17 protein-coding genes are annotated in these 17,179 nt (G+C 52.2%); all 17 read left to right on the top strand.

Annotation, left to right across the window (positions count from 1 at the left end):
- Window positions 1-35 precede the first annotated feature (35 nt).
- Window positions 36-926, top strand: coding sequence for a site-specific tyrosine recombinase XerD (gene xerD / locus AC0YNW_RS14640; protein ID WP_475832587.1), 891 nt, complete (start codon window positions 36-38; stop codon window positions 924-926).
- 63 nt (window positions 927-989) lie between these two features.
- Window positions 990-2,174 carry a phosphopentomutase gene (gene deoB, locus AC0YNW_RS14635; protein WP_387473895.1) on the top strand — a complete coding sequence of 395 codons (1,185 nt, stop codon included), beginning with the start codon at window positions 990-992 and terminating at the stop codon, window positions 2,172-2,174.
- Window positions 2,175-2,249: 75 nt separating this feature from the next.
- Window positions 2,250-3,074, top strand: a complete 825-nt coding sequence (locus AC0YNW_RS14630) for a purine-nucleoside phosphorylase (protein ID WP_475832586.1) — start codon at window positions 2,250-2,252, stop codon at window positions 3,072-3,074.
- A 109-nt stretch (window positions 3,075-3,183) separates the two neighbouring features.
- Complete coding sequence (locus AC0YNW_RS14625) at window positions 3,184-3,354, top strand: aspartyl-phosphate phosphatase Spo0E family protein (protein ID WP_387473889.1); 171 nt, start codon at window positions 3,184-3,186, stop codon at window positions 3,352-3,354.
- A gap of 31 nt (window positions 3,355-3,385) precedes the next feature.
- On the top strand, window positions 3,386-4,714 hold the full coding sequence (locus AC0YNW_RS14620) for a pyrimidine-nucleoside phosphorylase (protein WP_475832585.1): 1,329 nt from the start codon (window positions 3,386-3,388) through the stop codon (window positions 4,712-4,714).
- A 230-nt stretch (window positions 4,715-4,944) separates the two neighbouring features.
- The gene (locus AC0YNW_RS14615) at window positions 4,945-6,597 is read left to right on the top strand and encodes a glycerol-3-phosphate dehydrogenase/oxidase (protein ID WP_475832584.1); all 1,653 of its coding nucleotides are present in this window, start codon (window positions 4,945-4,947) and stop codon (window positions 6,595-6,597) included.
- A complete protein-coding gene (locus AC0YNW_RS14610; RefSeq protein ID WP_475832583.1) occupies window positions 6,594-7,382 on the top strand; it encodes an HAD-IIA family hydrolase in 789 nt (262 codons plus the stop codon). Before AC0YNW_RS14615 ends, AC0YNW_RS14610 begins: the two co-directional genes overlap by 4 nt.
- Window positions 7,383-7,486: 104 nt before the next feature.
- Window positions 7,487-8,212, top strand: coding sequence for an MgtC/SapB family protein (locus AC0YNW_RS14605; protein WP_475832582.1), 726 nt, complete (start codon window positions 7,487-7,489; stop codon window positions 8,210-8,212).
- A gap of 216 nt (window positions 8,213-8,428) precedes the next feature.
- Window positions 8,429-9,724 carry an ABC transporter substrate-binding protein gene (locus AC0YNW_RS14600; protein ID WP_475832581.1) on the top strand — a complete coding sequence of 432 codons (1,296 nt, stop codon included), beginning with the start codon at window positions 8,429-8,431 and terminating at the stop codon, window positions 9,722-9,724.
- Between the two features lie 137 nt (window positions 9,725-9,861).
- A complete protein-coding gene (locus AC0YNW_RS14595; protein ID WP_475832580.1) occupies window positions 9,862-10,743 on the top strand; it encodes a carbohydrate ABC transporter permease in 882 nt (293 codons plus the stop codon).
- A gap of 19 nt (window positions 10,744-10,762) precedes the next feature.
- Window positions 10,763-11,575 (top strand): carbohydrate ABC transporter permease, encoded by an 813-nt coding sequence (locus tag AC0YNW_RS14590; protein WP_475832579.1) that lies wholly within the window; start codon window positions 10,763-10,765, stop codon window positions 11,573-11,575.
- A 9-nt stretch (window positions 11,576-11,584) separates the two neighbouring features.
- Window positions 11,585-12,334 carry an MBL fold metallo-hydrolase gene (locus tag AC0YNW_RS14585; RefSeq protein ID WP_475832578.1) on the top strand — a complete coding sequence of 250 codons (750 nt, stop codon included), beginning with the start codon at window positions 11,585-11,587 and terminating at the stop codon, window positions 12,332-12,334.
- A gap of 75 nt (window positions 12,335-12,409) precedes the next feature.
- Window positions 12,410-13,015, top strand: a complete 606-nt coding sequence (locus AC0YNW_RS14580) for a glycerol-3-phosphate responsive antiterminator (RefSeq protein ID WP_387473864.1) — start codon at window positions 12,410-12,412, stop codon at window positions 13,013-13,015.
- A 1,241-nt stretch (window positions 13,016-14,256) separates the two neighbouring features.
- A complete protein-coding gene (locus AC0YNW_RS14575) occupies window positions 14,257-15,441 on the top strand; it encodes a D-alanyl-D-alanine carboxypeptidase family protein (RefSeq protein WP_475832577.1) in 1,185 nt (394 codons plus the stop codon).
- Between the two features lie 143 nt (window positions 15,442-15,584).
- A complete protein-coding gene (gene spoIIAA / locus AC0YNW_RS14570; protein ID WP_387473859.1) occupies window positions 15,585-15,938 on the top strand; it encodes an anti-sigma F factor antagonist in 354 nt (117 codons plus the stop codon).
- On the top strand, window positions 15,935-16,381 hold the full coding sequence (spoIIAB, locus tag AC0YNW_RS14565; RefSeq protein ID WP_475832576.1) for an anti-sigma F factor: 447 nt from the start codon (window positions 15,935-15,937) through the stop codon (window positions 16,379-16,381). The genes spoIIAA and spoIIAB overlap by 4 nt, the downstream gene beginning before the upstream one ends.
- A gap of 19 nt (window positions 16,382-16,400) precedes the next feature.
- Window positions 16,401-17,156, top strand: a complete 756-nt coding sequence (sigF, locus tag AC0YNW_RS14560) for an RNA polymerase sporulation sigma factor SigF (RefSeq protein ID WP_387473853.1) — start codon at window positions 16,401-16,403, stop codon at window positions 17,154-17,156.
- The last annotated feature ends 23 nt before the right edge of the window (window positions 17,157-17,179 follow it).

Here is a 17,179-nt window from a genome sequence, read left to right as displayed (position 1 = left end):
GAAGTATTGGCATTATCCCCGAAAGGAAGTTGCAATTGGAAGCTCAATTGAATCTTTATATGTCTCATCTGCAGCTGGAACGAAAGCTGTCTCCCAACTCACTCGCCTCCTATGAGCGCGATTTGAATCGGTTCATTCGATATGTGCAGGATGAAGGAATCGGGGAATGGACAAATGTTCACCGTCATCACCTGTCCAAATATATGATGCTGCTGAAGGAGCAGGGCCGTAAGGCGGCTACGATCTCACGACACATCGTATCGGTGCGCGCGTTCTTTCATTATTTGGCCCTCAGAGGCATTATTGTCTCGGACCCGTCGATTCATATGGAATCGCCGAAGCAGGAGAAGAAGCCTCCGTATGTCCTGACCGTAGCTACGACCAGCGCGCTGCTGGAGACGCCGAATACCGCTACCGCCACGGGCAAACGCGACAAAGCCATGTTGGAGCTGCTTTACGCAACCGGAATTCGGGTAACAGAGCTTGTATCGCTGAATGTGGAACATGTCCATATGAACATGGGGTATATACAGTGTATCAGCCATGGCTTGAAGGAGAGAATCGTTCCGTTCGGCAGCCATGCGAAGGATGCCATTAACGATTACCTGGAGCTGGGCCGTGAATGTCTCTTAACCGGCCGGGAGCCGGATTCGGCATTGTTCTTGAATCATTTGGGCACCCGAATGACCAGGCAAGGCTTCTGGAAAATGCTCAAAAAATATTCGAAGGAAGCGGGCATAGGAGCAGAGATAACGCCGCATACGCTGAGGCATTCCGTAGCCGCCCATCTACTGGAGAACGGAGCGGATATTCGTTCCGTTCAAGAGCTGCTCGGTCACGCGGACATTGCCACCACGCTGAAGTATACACAGCTTGCAAAAACAAGGCTGAAGGATGCCTACGCAGGAGCGCACCCGAGAGCTTAAGGCTAGTATTCTCGCAAATTCACTATCGTACATAAAATCACAGTCAGAAAGTAGGTATACAACATGAAATTTGAACGTATAGCCGTTATTGTACTGGACAGTGTCGGAATCGGCGAGTTGCCCGATGCAGACCAATTCGGAGATATAGGATCACATACGCTTGGACATATCGCGGAGCGTGTAAGCAGCCTGGAACTGCCGCATCTGCGGCGCTGGGGACTGGACCGGATTGCTCCCATCGGAGATTGGAAGCCGGAGAGCGGTGCATCAGGCGCTATTTTCGGCAAGATGGCGGAAGTGTCTGTAGGGAAAGATACAATGACAGGTCACTGGGAGCTTATGGGCCTGAAGCTGACGGTTCCGTTCCAGACGTTCCCAGACGGATTCCCGCCGGAGCTGATTGGACCGTTCGAAGAGCGGACCGGTCGCAAGGTGATTGGCAACAAATCGTCAAGCGGAACGGAAATATTGGACGAGCTGGGCGAAGAGCAGATGAAGACTGGCGCATGGATCGTTTATACATCGGCGGATAGCGTGTTCCAAATCGCAGCACATGAGGATATTATTCCGCTGGAAGAGCTCTACCGCGCTTGCGAGATCGCACGCGAGCTGACGATGGACGATCGCTTCACGGTGGGCCGTGTCATTGCAAGGCCGTATCTCGGCGAGCCTGGCAGCTTCAAGCGTACGCCGAATCGCCATGACTATGCGGTGAAGCCGCCTCAGCCGACCGTACTTAGCGCTCTCAAGGACGGAGGCTTCGATACGATTGCCATCGGCAAGATTAATGATATCTTCGACGGGGAAGGCATATCGGAAGCGACTTCGACCAAAAGCAACGCAGACGGTATCCAGCGTACGCTGGATCGGCTTAAGGAGCCGTTCCGCGGATTGCTGTTCACGAATCTGGTTGACTTTGATTCCCTCTATGGACATCGCAGAGATCCGGAAGGGTATGCTAGGGCGCTGGAGGAGTTCGACCGCGCCGTACCTGAGCTTGAGAAGGTTATTGGCGAAAAGGATCTGCTCGTCGTAACGGCAGACCACGGCAACGACCCGACCCACCCTGGCACGGATCATACGCGTGAATATGTGCCGGTGCTGCTGTACAGCCCTGCCTTTAAGAAAACAGGCGAATTGCCGGTTCGGGAGACGTTCTCCGATTTGGGCGCGACAATCGCCGATAATTTCGGTGTGCAGGCGCCGCCAAACGGGACAAGCTTCTTGAATTTGCTGGAGACGAAGTAAGTTTTACTTCGTAAAACTTTAAGTCCATGCTTACGAAGTAAGTTTTACTTCGTAAAAATTTTAGGAGGAATAAACATGAATCAATTGACTGCGGCGCACATTAAGGAAGCTGCGGAGTACATACAACAACAAACAGCGGTTAAGCCTGAAATCGGCCTGATTATGGGCTCGGGGCTTGGCGTGCTGGGCGACCACATCGAAAACGCGACGGTTATTGCTTATAAGGACATCCCGCATTTTCCGATCTCGACCGTAGAAGGCCATGCAGGCGAGCTGCTGATTGGGTCGCTCTCCGGACGCTCTGTTGTGCTGATGCGCGGCCGCTTCCATATGTATGAGGGCTACGGTCCTGAACTGACGGCATTCCCAGTCCGCGTCATGAAGGCGCTGGGCGTACAATCCTTGCTTGTGACGAATGCAGCCGGCGGCATCAATCTGAATTTCGCTTCAGGCAATTTGATGCTGATCTCGGATCATCTGAACATGACGGGCAAAAACCCGCTGATCGGTCCCAACGATAATGCGCTTGGCGTTCGCTTCCCTGATATGTCGGAAGCCTACAGCAAGCGTCTGCGTGCCATTGCGCAGGAGATTGCAGCCAGCCAAGGGATTGAGGTTCAGGAAGGCGTATACGCAGGCTTGCTTGGTCCGACATATGAGACCCCTGCCGAAATCCGCATGCTTCGCACATTAGGTGCGGATGCTGTCGGAATGTCGACCGTTGCCGAAGTGATTGCGGCCCGCCACTCGGGCATTGAAGTAGTCGGAATTTCCTGTATTAGCAACATGGCGTCCGGAATTCTGGATCAGCCCTTGTCCCATGAGGAAGTAATGGAAACAACCGAACGTGTCAAGTCCCAGTTCCTGGGTCTGGTGACAGCATTAATTTCTAAAATGTAACAGTTTTTGTAACACAATTGTAACATTTAGCTCGACTCAATGTGACAGTTTTCCAAACGGGAATCGTCGTATAATGTCCATGATCAAAGAAAGATGGAGTGGACGAGCAATGGATAAGCAATTACTAATGCAGCTGGAGCAGCTGCGCAATGCAATGGTTGAGACGGCAATCACGGAGAAAAACTTGCTGCACCGCGATGTGCTGGTGCTCAGCCAGTCGTTGGACGAGATCATTGTTCGGGTTCAGTCCGAGCAACGACTGCTCGCCCGTACGACGTAATTGCGCCTGCTCATACTTGGAGGGAGCAGACATGCGGGTTGTTGATGTGATCCATAAGAAGCGCGACGGCGGCGAGCTGTCGCCTGAAGAAATCGGATTTTTGGTCCAAGGCTACAGCCGCGGCGAGATTCCTGATTATCAGATATCGGCGTGGGCAATGGCGGTCCTGTTCCGCGGGATGTCGTCTGCCGAGACGGCGGCTTTGACGCTGGCTATGGCCTCCTCAGGCGATCAAGTGAATTTGTCGCCGATTCACGGCATTAAAGTAGATAAGCACAGTACGGGCGGTGTTGGAGACAAGACCACTTTGATTATCGGGCCGCTTGTAGCCTCTGCCGGCGTTCCCGTAGCAAAGATGTCGGGACGCGGCCTTGGACATACAGGCGGTACAATCGATAAGCTGGAGGCCATTGATGGCTTCCATACGGAGTTGTCGCGCGAGGACTTTATCCGACAGGTGAATGATATCGGTCTGTCTGTCATTGGACAGAGCGGGAATCTGGCCCCTGCCGACAAGAAGCTGTATGCGCTGAGAGACGTTACAGGCACAGTAGAGTCTATTCCCCTCATTGCGAGCTCCGTTATGAGCAAGAAGATTGCGGCGGGCGCTGACGCGATCGTGCTGGATGTGAAGACGGGCAGCGGCGCTTTCATGAAGACGGTGGAGGATGCCGAGAAGCTGGCCAATGCAATGGTTGCCATCGGCTCGGAAGTCGGCAGACAGACGGCAGCTGTCATCAGCGATATGGATCAGCCGCTTGGCTTCGCTATTGGCAATGCGCTTGAGGTACAGGAAGCGCTGGCTACGCTGAAGGGCCAGGGGCCGGATGATCTGACCGAGCTGTGCCTGGCGCTTGGGGCACATATGGTCGTGCTCGGAGGCAAGGCATCCACTTTCGACGAAGCGAAGGAGCTGCTGCGAGGGAAGCTGGCCAGCGGCGAAGCTCTCGCCAAGTTCCGGGCATTCATTGAAGCCCAGGGCGGCGATGGCCGCATCGCCGATCAGCCGGAGCTTCTGCCTAAGGCCCCTTACACCATTGAAGTACAAGCCCGGCAGTCCGGATATGTCAGCGCTATTGAGGCGGAACAGCTTGGCCTCGCAGCTATGATGCTGGGTGCTGGACGTGAAACCAAGGATTCCATAATCGATTATGCTGTTGGTCTAATCCTTCGGAAGAAGGTAGGCGACGAGGTGAAGGAAGGCGATACGCTTGCCATCCTGCATGTACGGAACAAGAATGTAACGGCCGACCAAGTAGGCGACCGCGTGCTTGGCGCTTATACGATTGAGAATGCCAAGCCGGAGCTTCGCCCGTTGCTTCTGTCGGTTGTTACATCGGAGGGTATCACGCGTTTTTAACATAAAAGGCATGTTGTTCGGATAACAGCCCTTCATTAGAAATAAGAGTAGACAGCCGGTCCGTCTCGGCATATAATGGATGTAATCATAGCTTAGCAGAGCGGTCGGAGAAAATGGAGAACCCTTTTGCAGAGTAAGCGCCAGTTTGGCGTGTACTCTTCGCAGAAGGGTTTTTTGCATTTCCGGCGGTTCCTGCAATAGGACTGGGAGCAACCAAGGAGGAATGCACGATGAAAACCCTATTCTCGGCGAGGGAACGTGAGCGCTATCTGGAGCAAATGGCCGGGGAAGAGCTGGACCTGCTCATCATCGGAGGAGGCATTACAGGGGCTGGCATTGCTTGGGACGCAAGCATCAGGGGGATGAAGACGGGGCTGCTGGAGATGAACGATGTGGCATCGGGCACAAGCAGCCGTTCGACCAAGCTGATACATGGCGGTCTTCGTTATTTGAAGCAAGGCGAGGTCAATCTCGTCAAGGAGGTAGGCTCCGAGCGGGCGCTGCTGCATAAGAGCGCTCCACATCTGGTCGACCCGATTCCGATGCTGCTGCCGATCTATAAGAAGGGGACTTACGGCTATCTCGCCAGTGCCGTAGGCTTGTATATTTATGACTGGCTTGCAGGCGTAAAGAGAAGCGAGAGGCGTAAAATGTACAAAAGAGAACAGACGATGGCGCTGGAGCCATTGTTCAAGACGGACGGACTGAAGGGATCAGGCTACTATTACGAATATCGGACCGACGATGCGCGACTGACGGTAGAAGTGATGAAAAGTGCCCGGTCCAGAGGCGCGATTATTGCCAATCATGCGAAGGTAGAGCAATTCATCTACCGCAGAGGCAAGGTGGCAGGTGTCAAAGTACTCGATCTGGCGAGTGGCAATAGTTACGAAATTTATGCCAAAAAAATTGTCAATGCTGCCGGGCCATGGGTCGACGAAGTACGGAAGCGGGATAATTCGCTCCAAGGCAAAAAGCTGCTTCTGACAAAAGGTGTCCATCTGGTCGTCGATTACAAAAAGCTGCCGATCCGGCAAGCGGCGTACTTCGATGTTCCGGGAGGACGAATGATTTTTGTCATCCCCCGCGGCGGCAAGACCTATATCGGCACGACCGATACCGTGTACAAAGGCGGGCTTGAAGAGCCGGGCATTACCGATGAGGATATGAACTATTTGGTGGATGCGGTCAATGCCGCCTTCCCGAGCGTCCGGCTGAAGAAGCGGGATGTGGAGACAGGCTGGTCCGGCCTGCGCCCGCTATTATGGGAAGAAGGCAAAAGTCCATCCGAAGTATCGCGCAAGGATGAGATCATCCTGTCGGATTCCGGTCTGATTACCATTGCCGGCGGGAAGCTGACGGGGTTCCGCAAGATGGCGGAGAAGGTCGTGGATCTTGCATCGAAGCAACTGCAGGATGAGAATGGCAACATCTATCCGCCGTGCACGACGGATAGGGAACCAATCAGCGGAGGTGCCAGTCCGGGTGCCAGCTACGAGCAAGCGATTGATGCCGCCATGCGATTTGGCGGGGATGCGGGACTGACCCGGGCGCAGATAGCGGATCTGGCCACGAGGTATGGCGCCAATACGATAGACGTCTTGAAGGCTGCACTTAGCGCTCAAGATTATTCGGCGAAGAAAGACCAGCTGCTCTATGGCGAAATTCTCTATTGCATCGATCATGAGCTGACGCTGAACGCTGTTGATTTTCTGCTGCGGCGTACGGGCTGGCTGCTCTTTGATTGGAAGCGGGCGGATGATGCTCGTAATCAGGTCGTTGCTATGATGGCTTCTATCATGGGCTGGAGTGAGCCTGAGTCACGAAGGCAGCATATGCTCATTGAGGACCAGATAAAAGAAGTATGGAGGAGCCGCGCATGAGAAACCTTCAACAATACTCAGCCTATATTTTCGACCTGGACGGAACCATCTATCTTGGGAGCGACCCTATCGACGGGGCCGTAGAGACGATACAGCGGCTGCAGTCGCTCGGGAAGAAGCTGCTATTCTTGACGAACAAAACGATCGACTCACGCGAGGCGTATTTGCGCAAGCTGCATGGCTTTGGCCTTTCGGTTACGCTGGAGGAGATTCTGAATCCGGCACTCGTCACTATTCATTACTTGAAGCGGCATCATCCCGGCGTGAAGGCGTATGTCATCGGCGAGGATATATTGAAAGACGAGTTAAGAGACAACGGCATCGTATTCGCGGATACACCGGATGAGACAGGGGTTGTCGTCATCTCTTGGGACCGGAACTTCCACTATGACCATCTGGACTTTGCCTATCAAGCGATCAAGCGCGGCGCCAGCGTCATCGCGACCCACCCTGACCGTACGTGTCCGATGCCTGGGGGAGAGATTCCGGATTGCGGGGCGATGATTGGCGCGATCGAAGGCGCATCCGGCATCACGGTAGATATCGTCATGGGCAAACCTTCGTCGCTGACGACCGAGACGGCGCTTCACCTCTTGAATGTAGAAGCAAAGGATTGCTTAATGACGGGTGATCGTCTGGAGACCGACATCCGTATGGGACAGATGGCAGGCATGGGCACGGCGCTTGTATTGACCGGCGTGACGGGAGCTGATGACTGGATAGGGTCTGACGTGAAGCCGACTTACGTGCTCCAATCGGTATGGGAGATCGGGCAGGCTGGCTAATAGAGCTGGCTAGCGATGACAGAATTCGGATGAGGGACATCCGAAGGATGTAATCCGCGATTTCTTTGCAGTGAAGTTATGAAATGAGGAGACGAGGGTTTGCGATGTTCGAAATTTCGTTGAATACGGACACTATGCTGCTGCGGCTTCTGCTTGCCGCCCTGCTCGGAGGCATCATCGGATGGGAGAGGGAGAGACGGAGGAAGCAGGCCGGGCTTAAGACGCATTTGCTCGTCGCGGTAGGAGCTGCCCTAATTATGCTTACTTCTATCTACGGCTTCGACAGCGATCTGATCAATCATCCCAATGCCAGATTCGATCCTGCGCGGCTGTCGGCACAAGTGGTCAGCGGCATCGGATTTCTGGGCGCAGGCGCCATATTGCGGCGCTCCAATCATGTCATCTCCGGCTTGACGACGGCGGCGACGCTATGGGTCGCGGCGGCGATCGGATTAAGTGTCGGCTCAGGCTTCTACTGGCCCGCCGTCGTGACGACGGTGCTTGTCCTGCTCAGCACGCTGGTACTGAACAAGTTCGAATCGAAGTTCCTGTTTATCAATAAGGCGGGCACTCTGAAAATCGTCATTGATACCGGCGATAGTCCCGTCGAAATCCATCGGATTACCTCCTTGCTGGAGAAGTCGAACATGTCGGTTGAGCAGTTGAGCGTCATGAATGGGGGGGATGCAGACGATCAGGGAAGCACCTCCTGTACGATGGAATTTCGCGTCCATTCCTTTAATGCAAAGGGAATTAATTCGCTTTTCCAACAGTTGTGGCAAGTGGAAGGCATCAAGCAAGTCCGCATGAATTGGAGAGAACGTGAATAGAGGAAACAATCATGAAAGCGCAAACAAATTGTAAAAATATTTCTTGTCAAATTCGTGAACCGCATGTAAAATGTACATGTACAATTGAAAATGCCGGGCGGAGATGATGAGAAGCCCTTTGCATAACGAACTGCTTTCGTATGTTTGAAAGCGTTTTAATGCAGAGGACTTCTCTCTTGTTTTTTATCCGGCGAAAATGACATAGGGGGATTCCGAATGAAGAAGCTGGCATTATTGATCCTTGTATTTGCATTTATCATCTCGGCATGCAGCAACGGTAATTCATCCGGCGGCAAAGGAAGCGACGGGGGAGACGGACCGGTCAAGCTCCAGTTTTACTTCCCGGTAGCGGTTGGCGGCCCGATCACCAAACTGATTGACCAGCTCGCCAAAGACTTCGAGAGAGAAAACGAAAATATTAGCGTTATGCCGATCTACGGAGGCAGCTATCAGGATACGATGACCAAAGTAGCAACAGCCGTTCAGGGCAACAACTCGCCGGATATGGCCGTGCTCCTGTCGACGGATCTGTACACGCTTCTCTCGATGAATGCGATCGAGGATCTGACGCCTCGCTTCTCGCAAGATTATTTCAACGGGTTCTACGAAGCTTTCCTTGGCAACACCAAGTCGGGAGATCAAGTATGGAGCGTTCCGTTCCAACGGAGCACCATCGTCCTGTATTACAACAAAGATAAATTCCGTGAAGCGGGTCTTGACCCGGAGAAAGCGCCAGCCACTTGGGAAGAGCTGCGCGAGTATGCCGCCAAGCTGACGAAGACGGATGGCTCACAATGGGGGATCGAAATCCCAAGCACCGGCTATCAATACTGGATGCTGCAAGCGCTCTCACTTCAATCAGGCGAGAACATCATGTCGAATGACGGGAAGCAAGTGTACTTCAACAAGCCACATGTAGAGGAGTCGCTGCAATTCTATATGGATCTGGGCCAAAAGGATAAAGTGATGCCATCCGGAACGATTGAATGGGCGACTGTACCTTCCGACTTCATCAGCGGGAAGGCGGCAATGATGTTCCACACGACTGGCAATCTGACAAAGGTGAAGAACGAAGCTGCTTTCGACTTCGGCGTAGCGTTCCTGCCGGCTAACAAACAGTACGGTTCCCCGACAGGCGGAGGCAACCTGTATGTGTTCAAGGATATCCCGGAGCGGAACAAGGAAGCAGCGGTTAAATTTATCGAGTTCCTGACACAGCCGGAGAGAGTTGCACAGTGGTCGATCGATACCGGCTATGTCGGCACGACGAAGGCGTCCTACGAGACCGAAGCGCTCAAGCAATATGTTGCGGACTTCCCTGAGGCAGCCGTAGCACGCGACCAACTGGAGTTCGCCGATAGTGAACTGTCTACGTACCAGAACGGCCAAGTGACGAAGATCTTCAACGATAATATCCAGGCTGCGCTGCTCGGCACGCTAAGCGCCAAGGAAGCGCTGGCGAAGTCGCAGGAGCAGGCGGATGGAATCTTGAAGCCGTTCCAGTCCAAATAAAATAGAGATTAGGCCAGAGACCATTGAGAGCCGCGACAAGCATCCGAATGCTTTCAATTGGTGAAAGCGCGTTCATGCATGCTCGCGGCTCTTGTGCTGTCATTAAACCTTCTTCAAGGTGGAAACGGGTGATAAACATGACACGAAGATTTTCGATCAACTGGAAAGAGAACGCATTTGCTTATGCCCTTCTGCTTCCATCCTTAGTGTTTTTGGTGATGTTTACCTTTTATCCGACATTCAAATCGATCTATCTCAGCTTCTTCAGCTCCACCTTCGGAGCGCAGAGCTTTGTCGGATTCGATCAATATGCCAGGGTGCTGCAGGATGAAGTGTTTTTCAAGGTTATTAAAAACAATCTGATTCTCGTTATCGGTACAGTGCCTACAAGCCTGCTGCTAGCCATCTATATGGCAATCTGGGTGAACAACAAAATGAGGGGTAACGGCTTTCTGAGAGCTTCGTTCTTCTATCCGACGCTAATCCCGATGATCTGTATCGCGAACATCTGGCTGTTCATCTACACGCCGGATTACGGCTTGCTGGACAAATTTCTGTCCCTCTTCGGCATTGATGGAGCCAACTGGCTGGGTGAGCCGGGCTGGGTCATGTATGCCATGATCCTGATGCTGATTTGGAAGGAAGCCGGATTTTTTATGATTTTCTATTTGGCAGGATTGCAAAACCTGCCGGGCGATGTCTATGAAGCAGCGAAGATTGAAGGAGCCAAGCCGTTCCATATCTTTCGCAAAATTACGTTCCCGCTCATTATGCCAACTACGCTGTTCTGTATGATCGTCGCCACGACGAATGCCTTCAAGCTGGTCGACCATCTGTACATCATGACCAAAGGCGGGCCGGACAATGCCAGCAACCTGCTGCTGTTCTTCCTCTACGAGACGGCATTCAGCTTCTGGGATATGGGCGCAGCGTCCGTATTGACCGTCGTGCTGCTCGTCATTTTACTGGGGATCTCAATCTTCAACTACGCTTATCTGGATAAGCGCATCCACTACTAGGGAAGGGGAGTGCAGGTACATGTATCGCGTAATCAATCGAACTATCATTGTATTGCTGGGCATTCTCTTTATCATGCCGCTAGTGTGGACGATATTGACTTCGTTTACGCCATCGATCGAAGTTATCACGCGCATGAATCCGTTTTCGGTGAAAAATCCGACGTTCGGCAACTATTTGGCGGCATGGGAGACCATCCCGTTCCTGCAATATTACTGGAACACAATTGTGATCGTCTTAGGCATTCTGGCAGTTCAGATGATCACGGTTACGCTTGCGGCTTACGCTTTTGCCAGGCTGACGTTCATCGGCTCCAGCGTAATTTTTATCGTATTTCTGGTGCAGATCATGATTCCGCCTGATATTCTGATCTTCCCGAACTATGCCATTATGAAAGAGCTGAATTTGATCGACTCCAAGCTGGCGATCATGCTGCCGTATTGGGCTTCCTCCTTCGGTGTCTTCTTGCTTCGCCAGACATTCAAGCAAATTCCGGTGGATCTGGATGATGCGACGAAAGTGGATGGCTGCAAATGGTGGCAGACGCTGTTCTACGTCTATCTGCCTTCGGCGAAGCCGACTTATGTCGCCTTCGGCTTGATCTCCGTCAGTACACACTGGAGCAACTTCATGTGGCCGCTGATCGTCACTAACTCAGTGGAGTCTAGACCGCTGACGGTCGGCATTGCGATCTTCGCCCAGTCGTTCGAGACCGGGGCGCAATGGGGGACGGTAACTGCCGCGACAGTCCTTGTTATCTTGCCTTTGCTGGCTGCGTTCTTCTTCTTCCAGAGACAGTTCGTCGACAGCTTTATGCATTCCGGATTGAAGTAGGCGGACGCGATGGAAATTGTATTCATGGGTACGGCATGTGCGGCAGCCGGACGGGATCGGGACAATACATCGCTGCTGCTGCGCGGCGGCAGCAGCAGTACGATGATCGACGTTGGCGGGAATCCGCTAGGCAAATTGAAGAAGCTGGGCATGGGGACGGACGAGGTGGCCAGGCTGGTGCTGACGCATCGGCATATTGACCATATCTACGGACTTCCCTCCTTGCTGTGGGGGATGTGGCTGGATGGGCGAGCGAAGCCGCTTGATATTTATTGCGATCATGGGGACCGGAAGTGGCTGGAGGACTGGATCGGCAAGTTGGGTATGACCGACTGGCCCGCTGGCTTTGAAGCGGTCATTCGAACGTATGCATGGGAGCAGCCTTCTGTACTGATCAGCGACTCGGATATGGTGCTGTCCGTCTTTCCCGGCAGGCATGCGGTGCCGACAGTTGGCATCAAAGTGGAGCATCAGGGACGAATGGCGGTATATTCCTCCGATACGGAGCTGAACCCTGCGATTAAAGCGATGAACCATATTGATCTGCTTATTCATGAAGCGACGACGGCAAGAGCTCCGCTGGCATCTCACAGCAGCTTGCAGGAGATTATTCAATATTATGATTGGACGGCGATTCGCCGGCTCGCGCTGGTGCATCTGACCGACAGCGAGCCTTATGACGAGGTGTTCGCCGAAGTGACGCCCTATATCCGCTCACGGATGAAGCTGGCGCAGGATTTGGAGAGCGAGCTGCTGTAACGATTGAGCAGCATTTGCTGTTGATTGAACCGGAGACATGGAGATAGCGTTGAATCAACGATGAGGTGATGAGAGATGAGAAAAGATCATGACGGTGCCAGAAGAATGGCGTATTTTTTGAAGCGTAAGCCGATTATTACTTCCCTGATGAACGAGGAAGAGCTGCAACCCGTGCTGGAGACCAGCTCTAGCGTGGTGTTTATTTTGAAGACGGATATATTTAGAATCGATGCGATCGTCGAGGGGATCAGGGACGCCGGCAAGCTGTCCTTCGTCCACTTCGATCTCATTGACGGGATCGGCAAGGACAAGACAGGCGTTGCTTATTTGGCCGAGAAGGTGGGCATTGACGGCATTGTGACGACCAAAAACAACATTATCGCCGAAGCCAAAAAGCTGGGCTTGCTGACGGTTCAGCGCCTGTTCGTCTTCGATTCCGTCTCGCTCGAGAATGGAATCAGGATGACGAAAGCATCGGAGCCTGATGCAATTGAGGTGCTCCCTGGCATGGTGTGCCCTCGTATTATGGGGCGCATTCGCGCCGAGCTGGACATACCGATAATTGCCGGTGGCTTGATGGTGGATATGCAGGATTACGAACTGGCGCTGAAGAGCGGGGTCATCGGCATATCGACCTCCAGCAAGGAACTGTGGCGTTGGCAGGATCAGCATATGGGCTGAGCAGGCTATAAGTTTGACTATTGTTCGGCAAGGTCATGCAGCCAGAGCAGCAGAGATGCCGATGCTGTTATAGAGAAGCGATCCAGGCTTTTTGTCTATGATATTGCGAAGGTGCTTAATACAACGATAAGTAAAATAACAGAAATTGAAGAAAGCAGGTTAAGCTGGCGCATAGGCGCTGGCTTTTTTGTTGTTTTCATTTATCTGTTATGTAGATGATAAGCTTCTGTAGCAAATGTTTCTTTAGGTTCCTCAGCAAGCCAGTAGCGTGAAGCTTCACTTGTTATTTAGGATTTGTTAGCTTCTAGTTTTACTAATTTGTAGCGAAATTCATTTATCGTGCTGTTTGCAAGGCTTCTTCAGGTTCAAGCTCCTCAGCATCCTTCCGATTAAGCCGCACCGCAACCCAGCAAGACCTCGATATCGATAGACAAATCCTTCAAATAAATCTTTCATCCAAAGAATATGGTCCTCGTTTACGCCGCTCCTATAACTAATATCGATGTACTACTGAACGATCTTCTCATTGCGAGCCCACGGGTGGGAATTAAGTCGGTAGAATCGACTGAATGAGCTAGGGAGGCGCACGGGTGGGAAATAAGTCGGTAGAATTGACTGAATGAGCTAGGGAGGCGCACGGGTTGGAATTAAGTCGGTAGAATCGACTGAATGAGCTAGGGAGGCGCACGGGTGGGAAATAAGTCGGTAGAATCGACTGAATGAGCTAGGGAGGCGCTCGGGTGGGAAATAAGTCGGTAGAATCGACTGAATGAGCTAGGGAGGCGACCAGGTGATAAATAGGTCGGTGATATCGGCTTAATTGGTCTGTTAGCGTTCAACTGGAGGCATAGGTCGGTTTGAGCGACTTAAATGAGCCAGTGAGGCAGGTAAAGCGGGAATATGCCTGTGAAATCGACTTAAAACGCTTTGTGAGACGCTTAATGGTTAATAGGTCGGTTTGAGCGACTTAAATGATATAACCTTTGAAATGCTCCGTTTCCAGATAGCGACGGGGATGACCTCTCTCAAGCACGCGCTGCCATTCGAGTATTTCTTTTCATCTTATCCGCTCCCTACAAACCACGCGCTTAATAGTTGCAGAAAGTGAAAATCAGCACGTTTTTTACAATTTAATCCATTCACGAAATGCTCCGCCAAGGAATAATTTCCAGCGATAGCGTCAACACTGGAAAGGAAAATAGTGCCGTATTGCACATCTATCTATCAGGAGGGACATTTCGTTGAAGAGATCAGTAGCTTCATTAATCGCAATAGTTATGACATGTACGCTTATGCTGCCAGCGGCAGCGCTCGCTGAGGAGAAAGCGCCGCAGCAGCAAAGCTCAGGGACAATCGACCTGGCGCCATCCGCAAGGTCGTCTATCCTTATGGATGCCGATACCGGAACGATCATCTACGAGAAGAACAGCCACGACAGGCTTCCGCCTGCCAGCATTACGAAGATTATGACTCTGCTGCTCGTCATGGAAGCTTTGGATGAAGGGAAAATCAAGCTGACCGATATGGTGCGTACAAGTGAATACGCCGCATCCATGGGCGGATCGCAAATCTTTCTGGAGCAAGGCGAAGAGATGTCTGTCGAGGATATGATCAAAGGCATCGCGCTGGCATCAGGCAATGATGCGTCGGTCGCAATGGCGGAGAAGCTTGCGGGCACGGAGAGCCAATTCGTCGCTATGATGAACGAGAAGGCGAAGGAGCTTGGCATGAATGATACGCAGTTCGCCAATCCGAATGGCTTGCCGGTTGAAGGACATTATTCCTCCGCGCATGATATTGCCGTCATGTCTAGGGAACTGCTGAGACATTCAGAGGTGACGAAGTATACGGGATTATACCAGGACTACCTCAGGAAATCGTCGGAGAAGCCGTTCTGGCTCGTCAATACGAATAAGCTTGTTCGCTTCTACAGCGGGGCGGACGGTCTTAAGACCGGCTTTACGAGCGAGGCAAAATATTGTCTGTCGGCAACGGCGAAGCGGGATGATCTGCGCGTTATCGCGGTCGTCATGGGCGAACCAACGACCAAGCACAGGAACAACGAGGTATCTCAAATGTTCGATTATGCATTCGCCCAATACATGAACTATCCGATTGTAGGCGAAGGCGACCCCATCGGTACAGCCCGAATCGAGAAGGGAATGGAATCCGAGCTTGAGCTTATTGCGGAGAAGCCATATAGCATCTTGCTGAAGAAAGGGACGCCGACAGCGGATATCCGGCATGAGCTGAAGCTTAACGATCAGCTTAAGGCACCGATTCAGGAAGGCCAATCGATTGGCAAGCTGATCGTCTATCAGGGAGATCAGGTGCTTAAGGAATATGACATTGCTGCGCCTAATAAGATCGACAAGGCCAGCTGGTGGAAGCTTCTGGGCCGTGCAGCAGGCGGATTGTTCCATTAATGCGGGAATCGTGCAGCTTTTGTCAGCTCCTAGCGGTATGCTTCTAGTTTTGTCGGTGTGCAGGAATTGGAAGGGCATTTAGAGAATTGCTAGTTCTATCTCGGCAAGAGTATCCATTACCCTGAAGGAGATGAACAGCGCGAATGAGTCTGCAAATCGAATTGGAGCATTACCGCAAAGTGCTGATTGTGCGGTTGCATGGCGAGCTTGACCATCATACGGCGGATATTGTCCGGTACAAGATGGAGGAAGCCTTACTGCGCGACAGCGTCTCCCATGTCATTTTGAGCCTGAAGGATTTGGGGTTCATGGACAGTTCGGGACTCGGTGTCATATTGGGCCGCTACAAGCAAGTGAAGGCCAAGGGCGGAAAAATGGTAGTCTGTGATGTCAATCCCGCCGTACGCAGATTGTTCGAGCTGTCGGGATTGTTCAAAATCATTGCCATTCACGACAATGAGCGAAGCGCGATTACGAGTTTGGAGGTGGTGTCATGACAAGCCGCAACGAATTAAAGCTGTCGTTCAGCGCCCGTTCGGAGAATGAAGCCTTTGCTCGCATCGCAGTCGCGGCGTTCGTGTCTCAGCTGGATCCGACCATGGAAGAGCTGAACGATTTGAAGACGGCCGTCTCGGAGGCCGTAACCAATGCGATCATACACGGCTATGATAGCGACGGGACAAAGATGGTGGATATTGAAGCTTCTATCGATATGGACATGGTATCCATCGTCGTATCGGATCGCGGCCGCGGTATTGAGGACGTCGAGCTGGCTCGTCAGCCGCTTTATACGTCAAAGCCGGAGCTGGAACGCTCCGGAATGGGATTTACGATTATGGAAAATTTTATGGACCGCTTCGAGGTTTCCAGCTCGATAGGCGGCGGAACCCGGGTAGACATGCAGAAGAGAATCGAGTCAAAAAAAGCGCTCTACAATTAGAGCATAGGGGTTGAGCCTCATGGATGTCGATTTGAAGCAAACAGCCCAGCCTTATTTGGATGACGCGGAAGTGAAACGTCTGATCGCTCTCAGCCAATCTGGGGATACCGTCGCGCGAGACACGCTTGTCAACTGCAATATCAGACTGGTCTGGTCTGTTGTGCAGCGCTTCATCAACCGGGGCTATGAGCCCGAGGATCTGTTCCAGATCGGTTGTATCGGTCTGCTGAAGTCTGTCGATAAATTCGATCTGTCGTACGACGTGAAGTTTTCGACGTATGCGGTTCCGATGATTATCGGAGAGATTCAGCGGTTTCTGCGGGACGACGGCACGCTAAAGGTAAGCCGGTCGCTTAAGGAGACAGCGAACAAGGTTCGCAAGATGAAGGATGAGCTGTCGAAGACGCTGGGACGGCTGCCGACGATATCGGAGGTAGCGGAGCGCCTCGGCATTACACCGGAGGATGTGGTGTTCGCCCAGGAGGCGAACAAGCCGCCTACCTCCATTCACGAGACGGTGTTCGAGAATGACGGGGACCCCATTACGCTGATGGATCAGATTGCTGACGATTCACAGGAGCGTTGGTTCGATAAGCTGGCGCTGGTAGAAGCGATTGAAGGGCTGAGCGAAAGGGAGCGACTGATTGTCTACTTGCGCTACTACAGGGACAAGACGCAATCCGAGGTCGCCAGCAGGCTAGGCATATCGCAGGTGCAAGTATCGCGCCTGGAGAAAAAAATATTGCAATCGATCAGGGACCAAATCGCTCAATAGCGGTTTGGTCTTTTTTTATGCAA

The sequence above is a fragment of the Paenibacillus sp. J31R120 genome, from assembly GCF_056269225.1.
The sequence above is the reverse complement of the archived record's forward strand: the minus strand, read 5'-3'. Positions and strand labels throughout refer to the sequence as shown.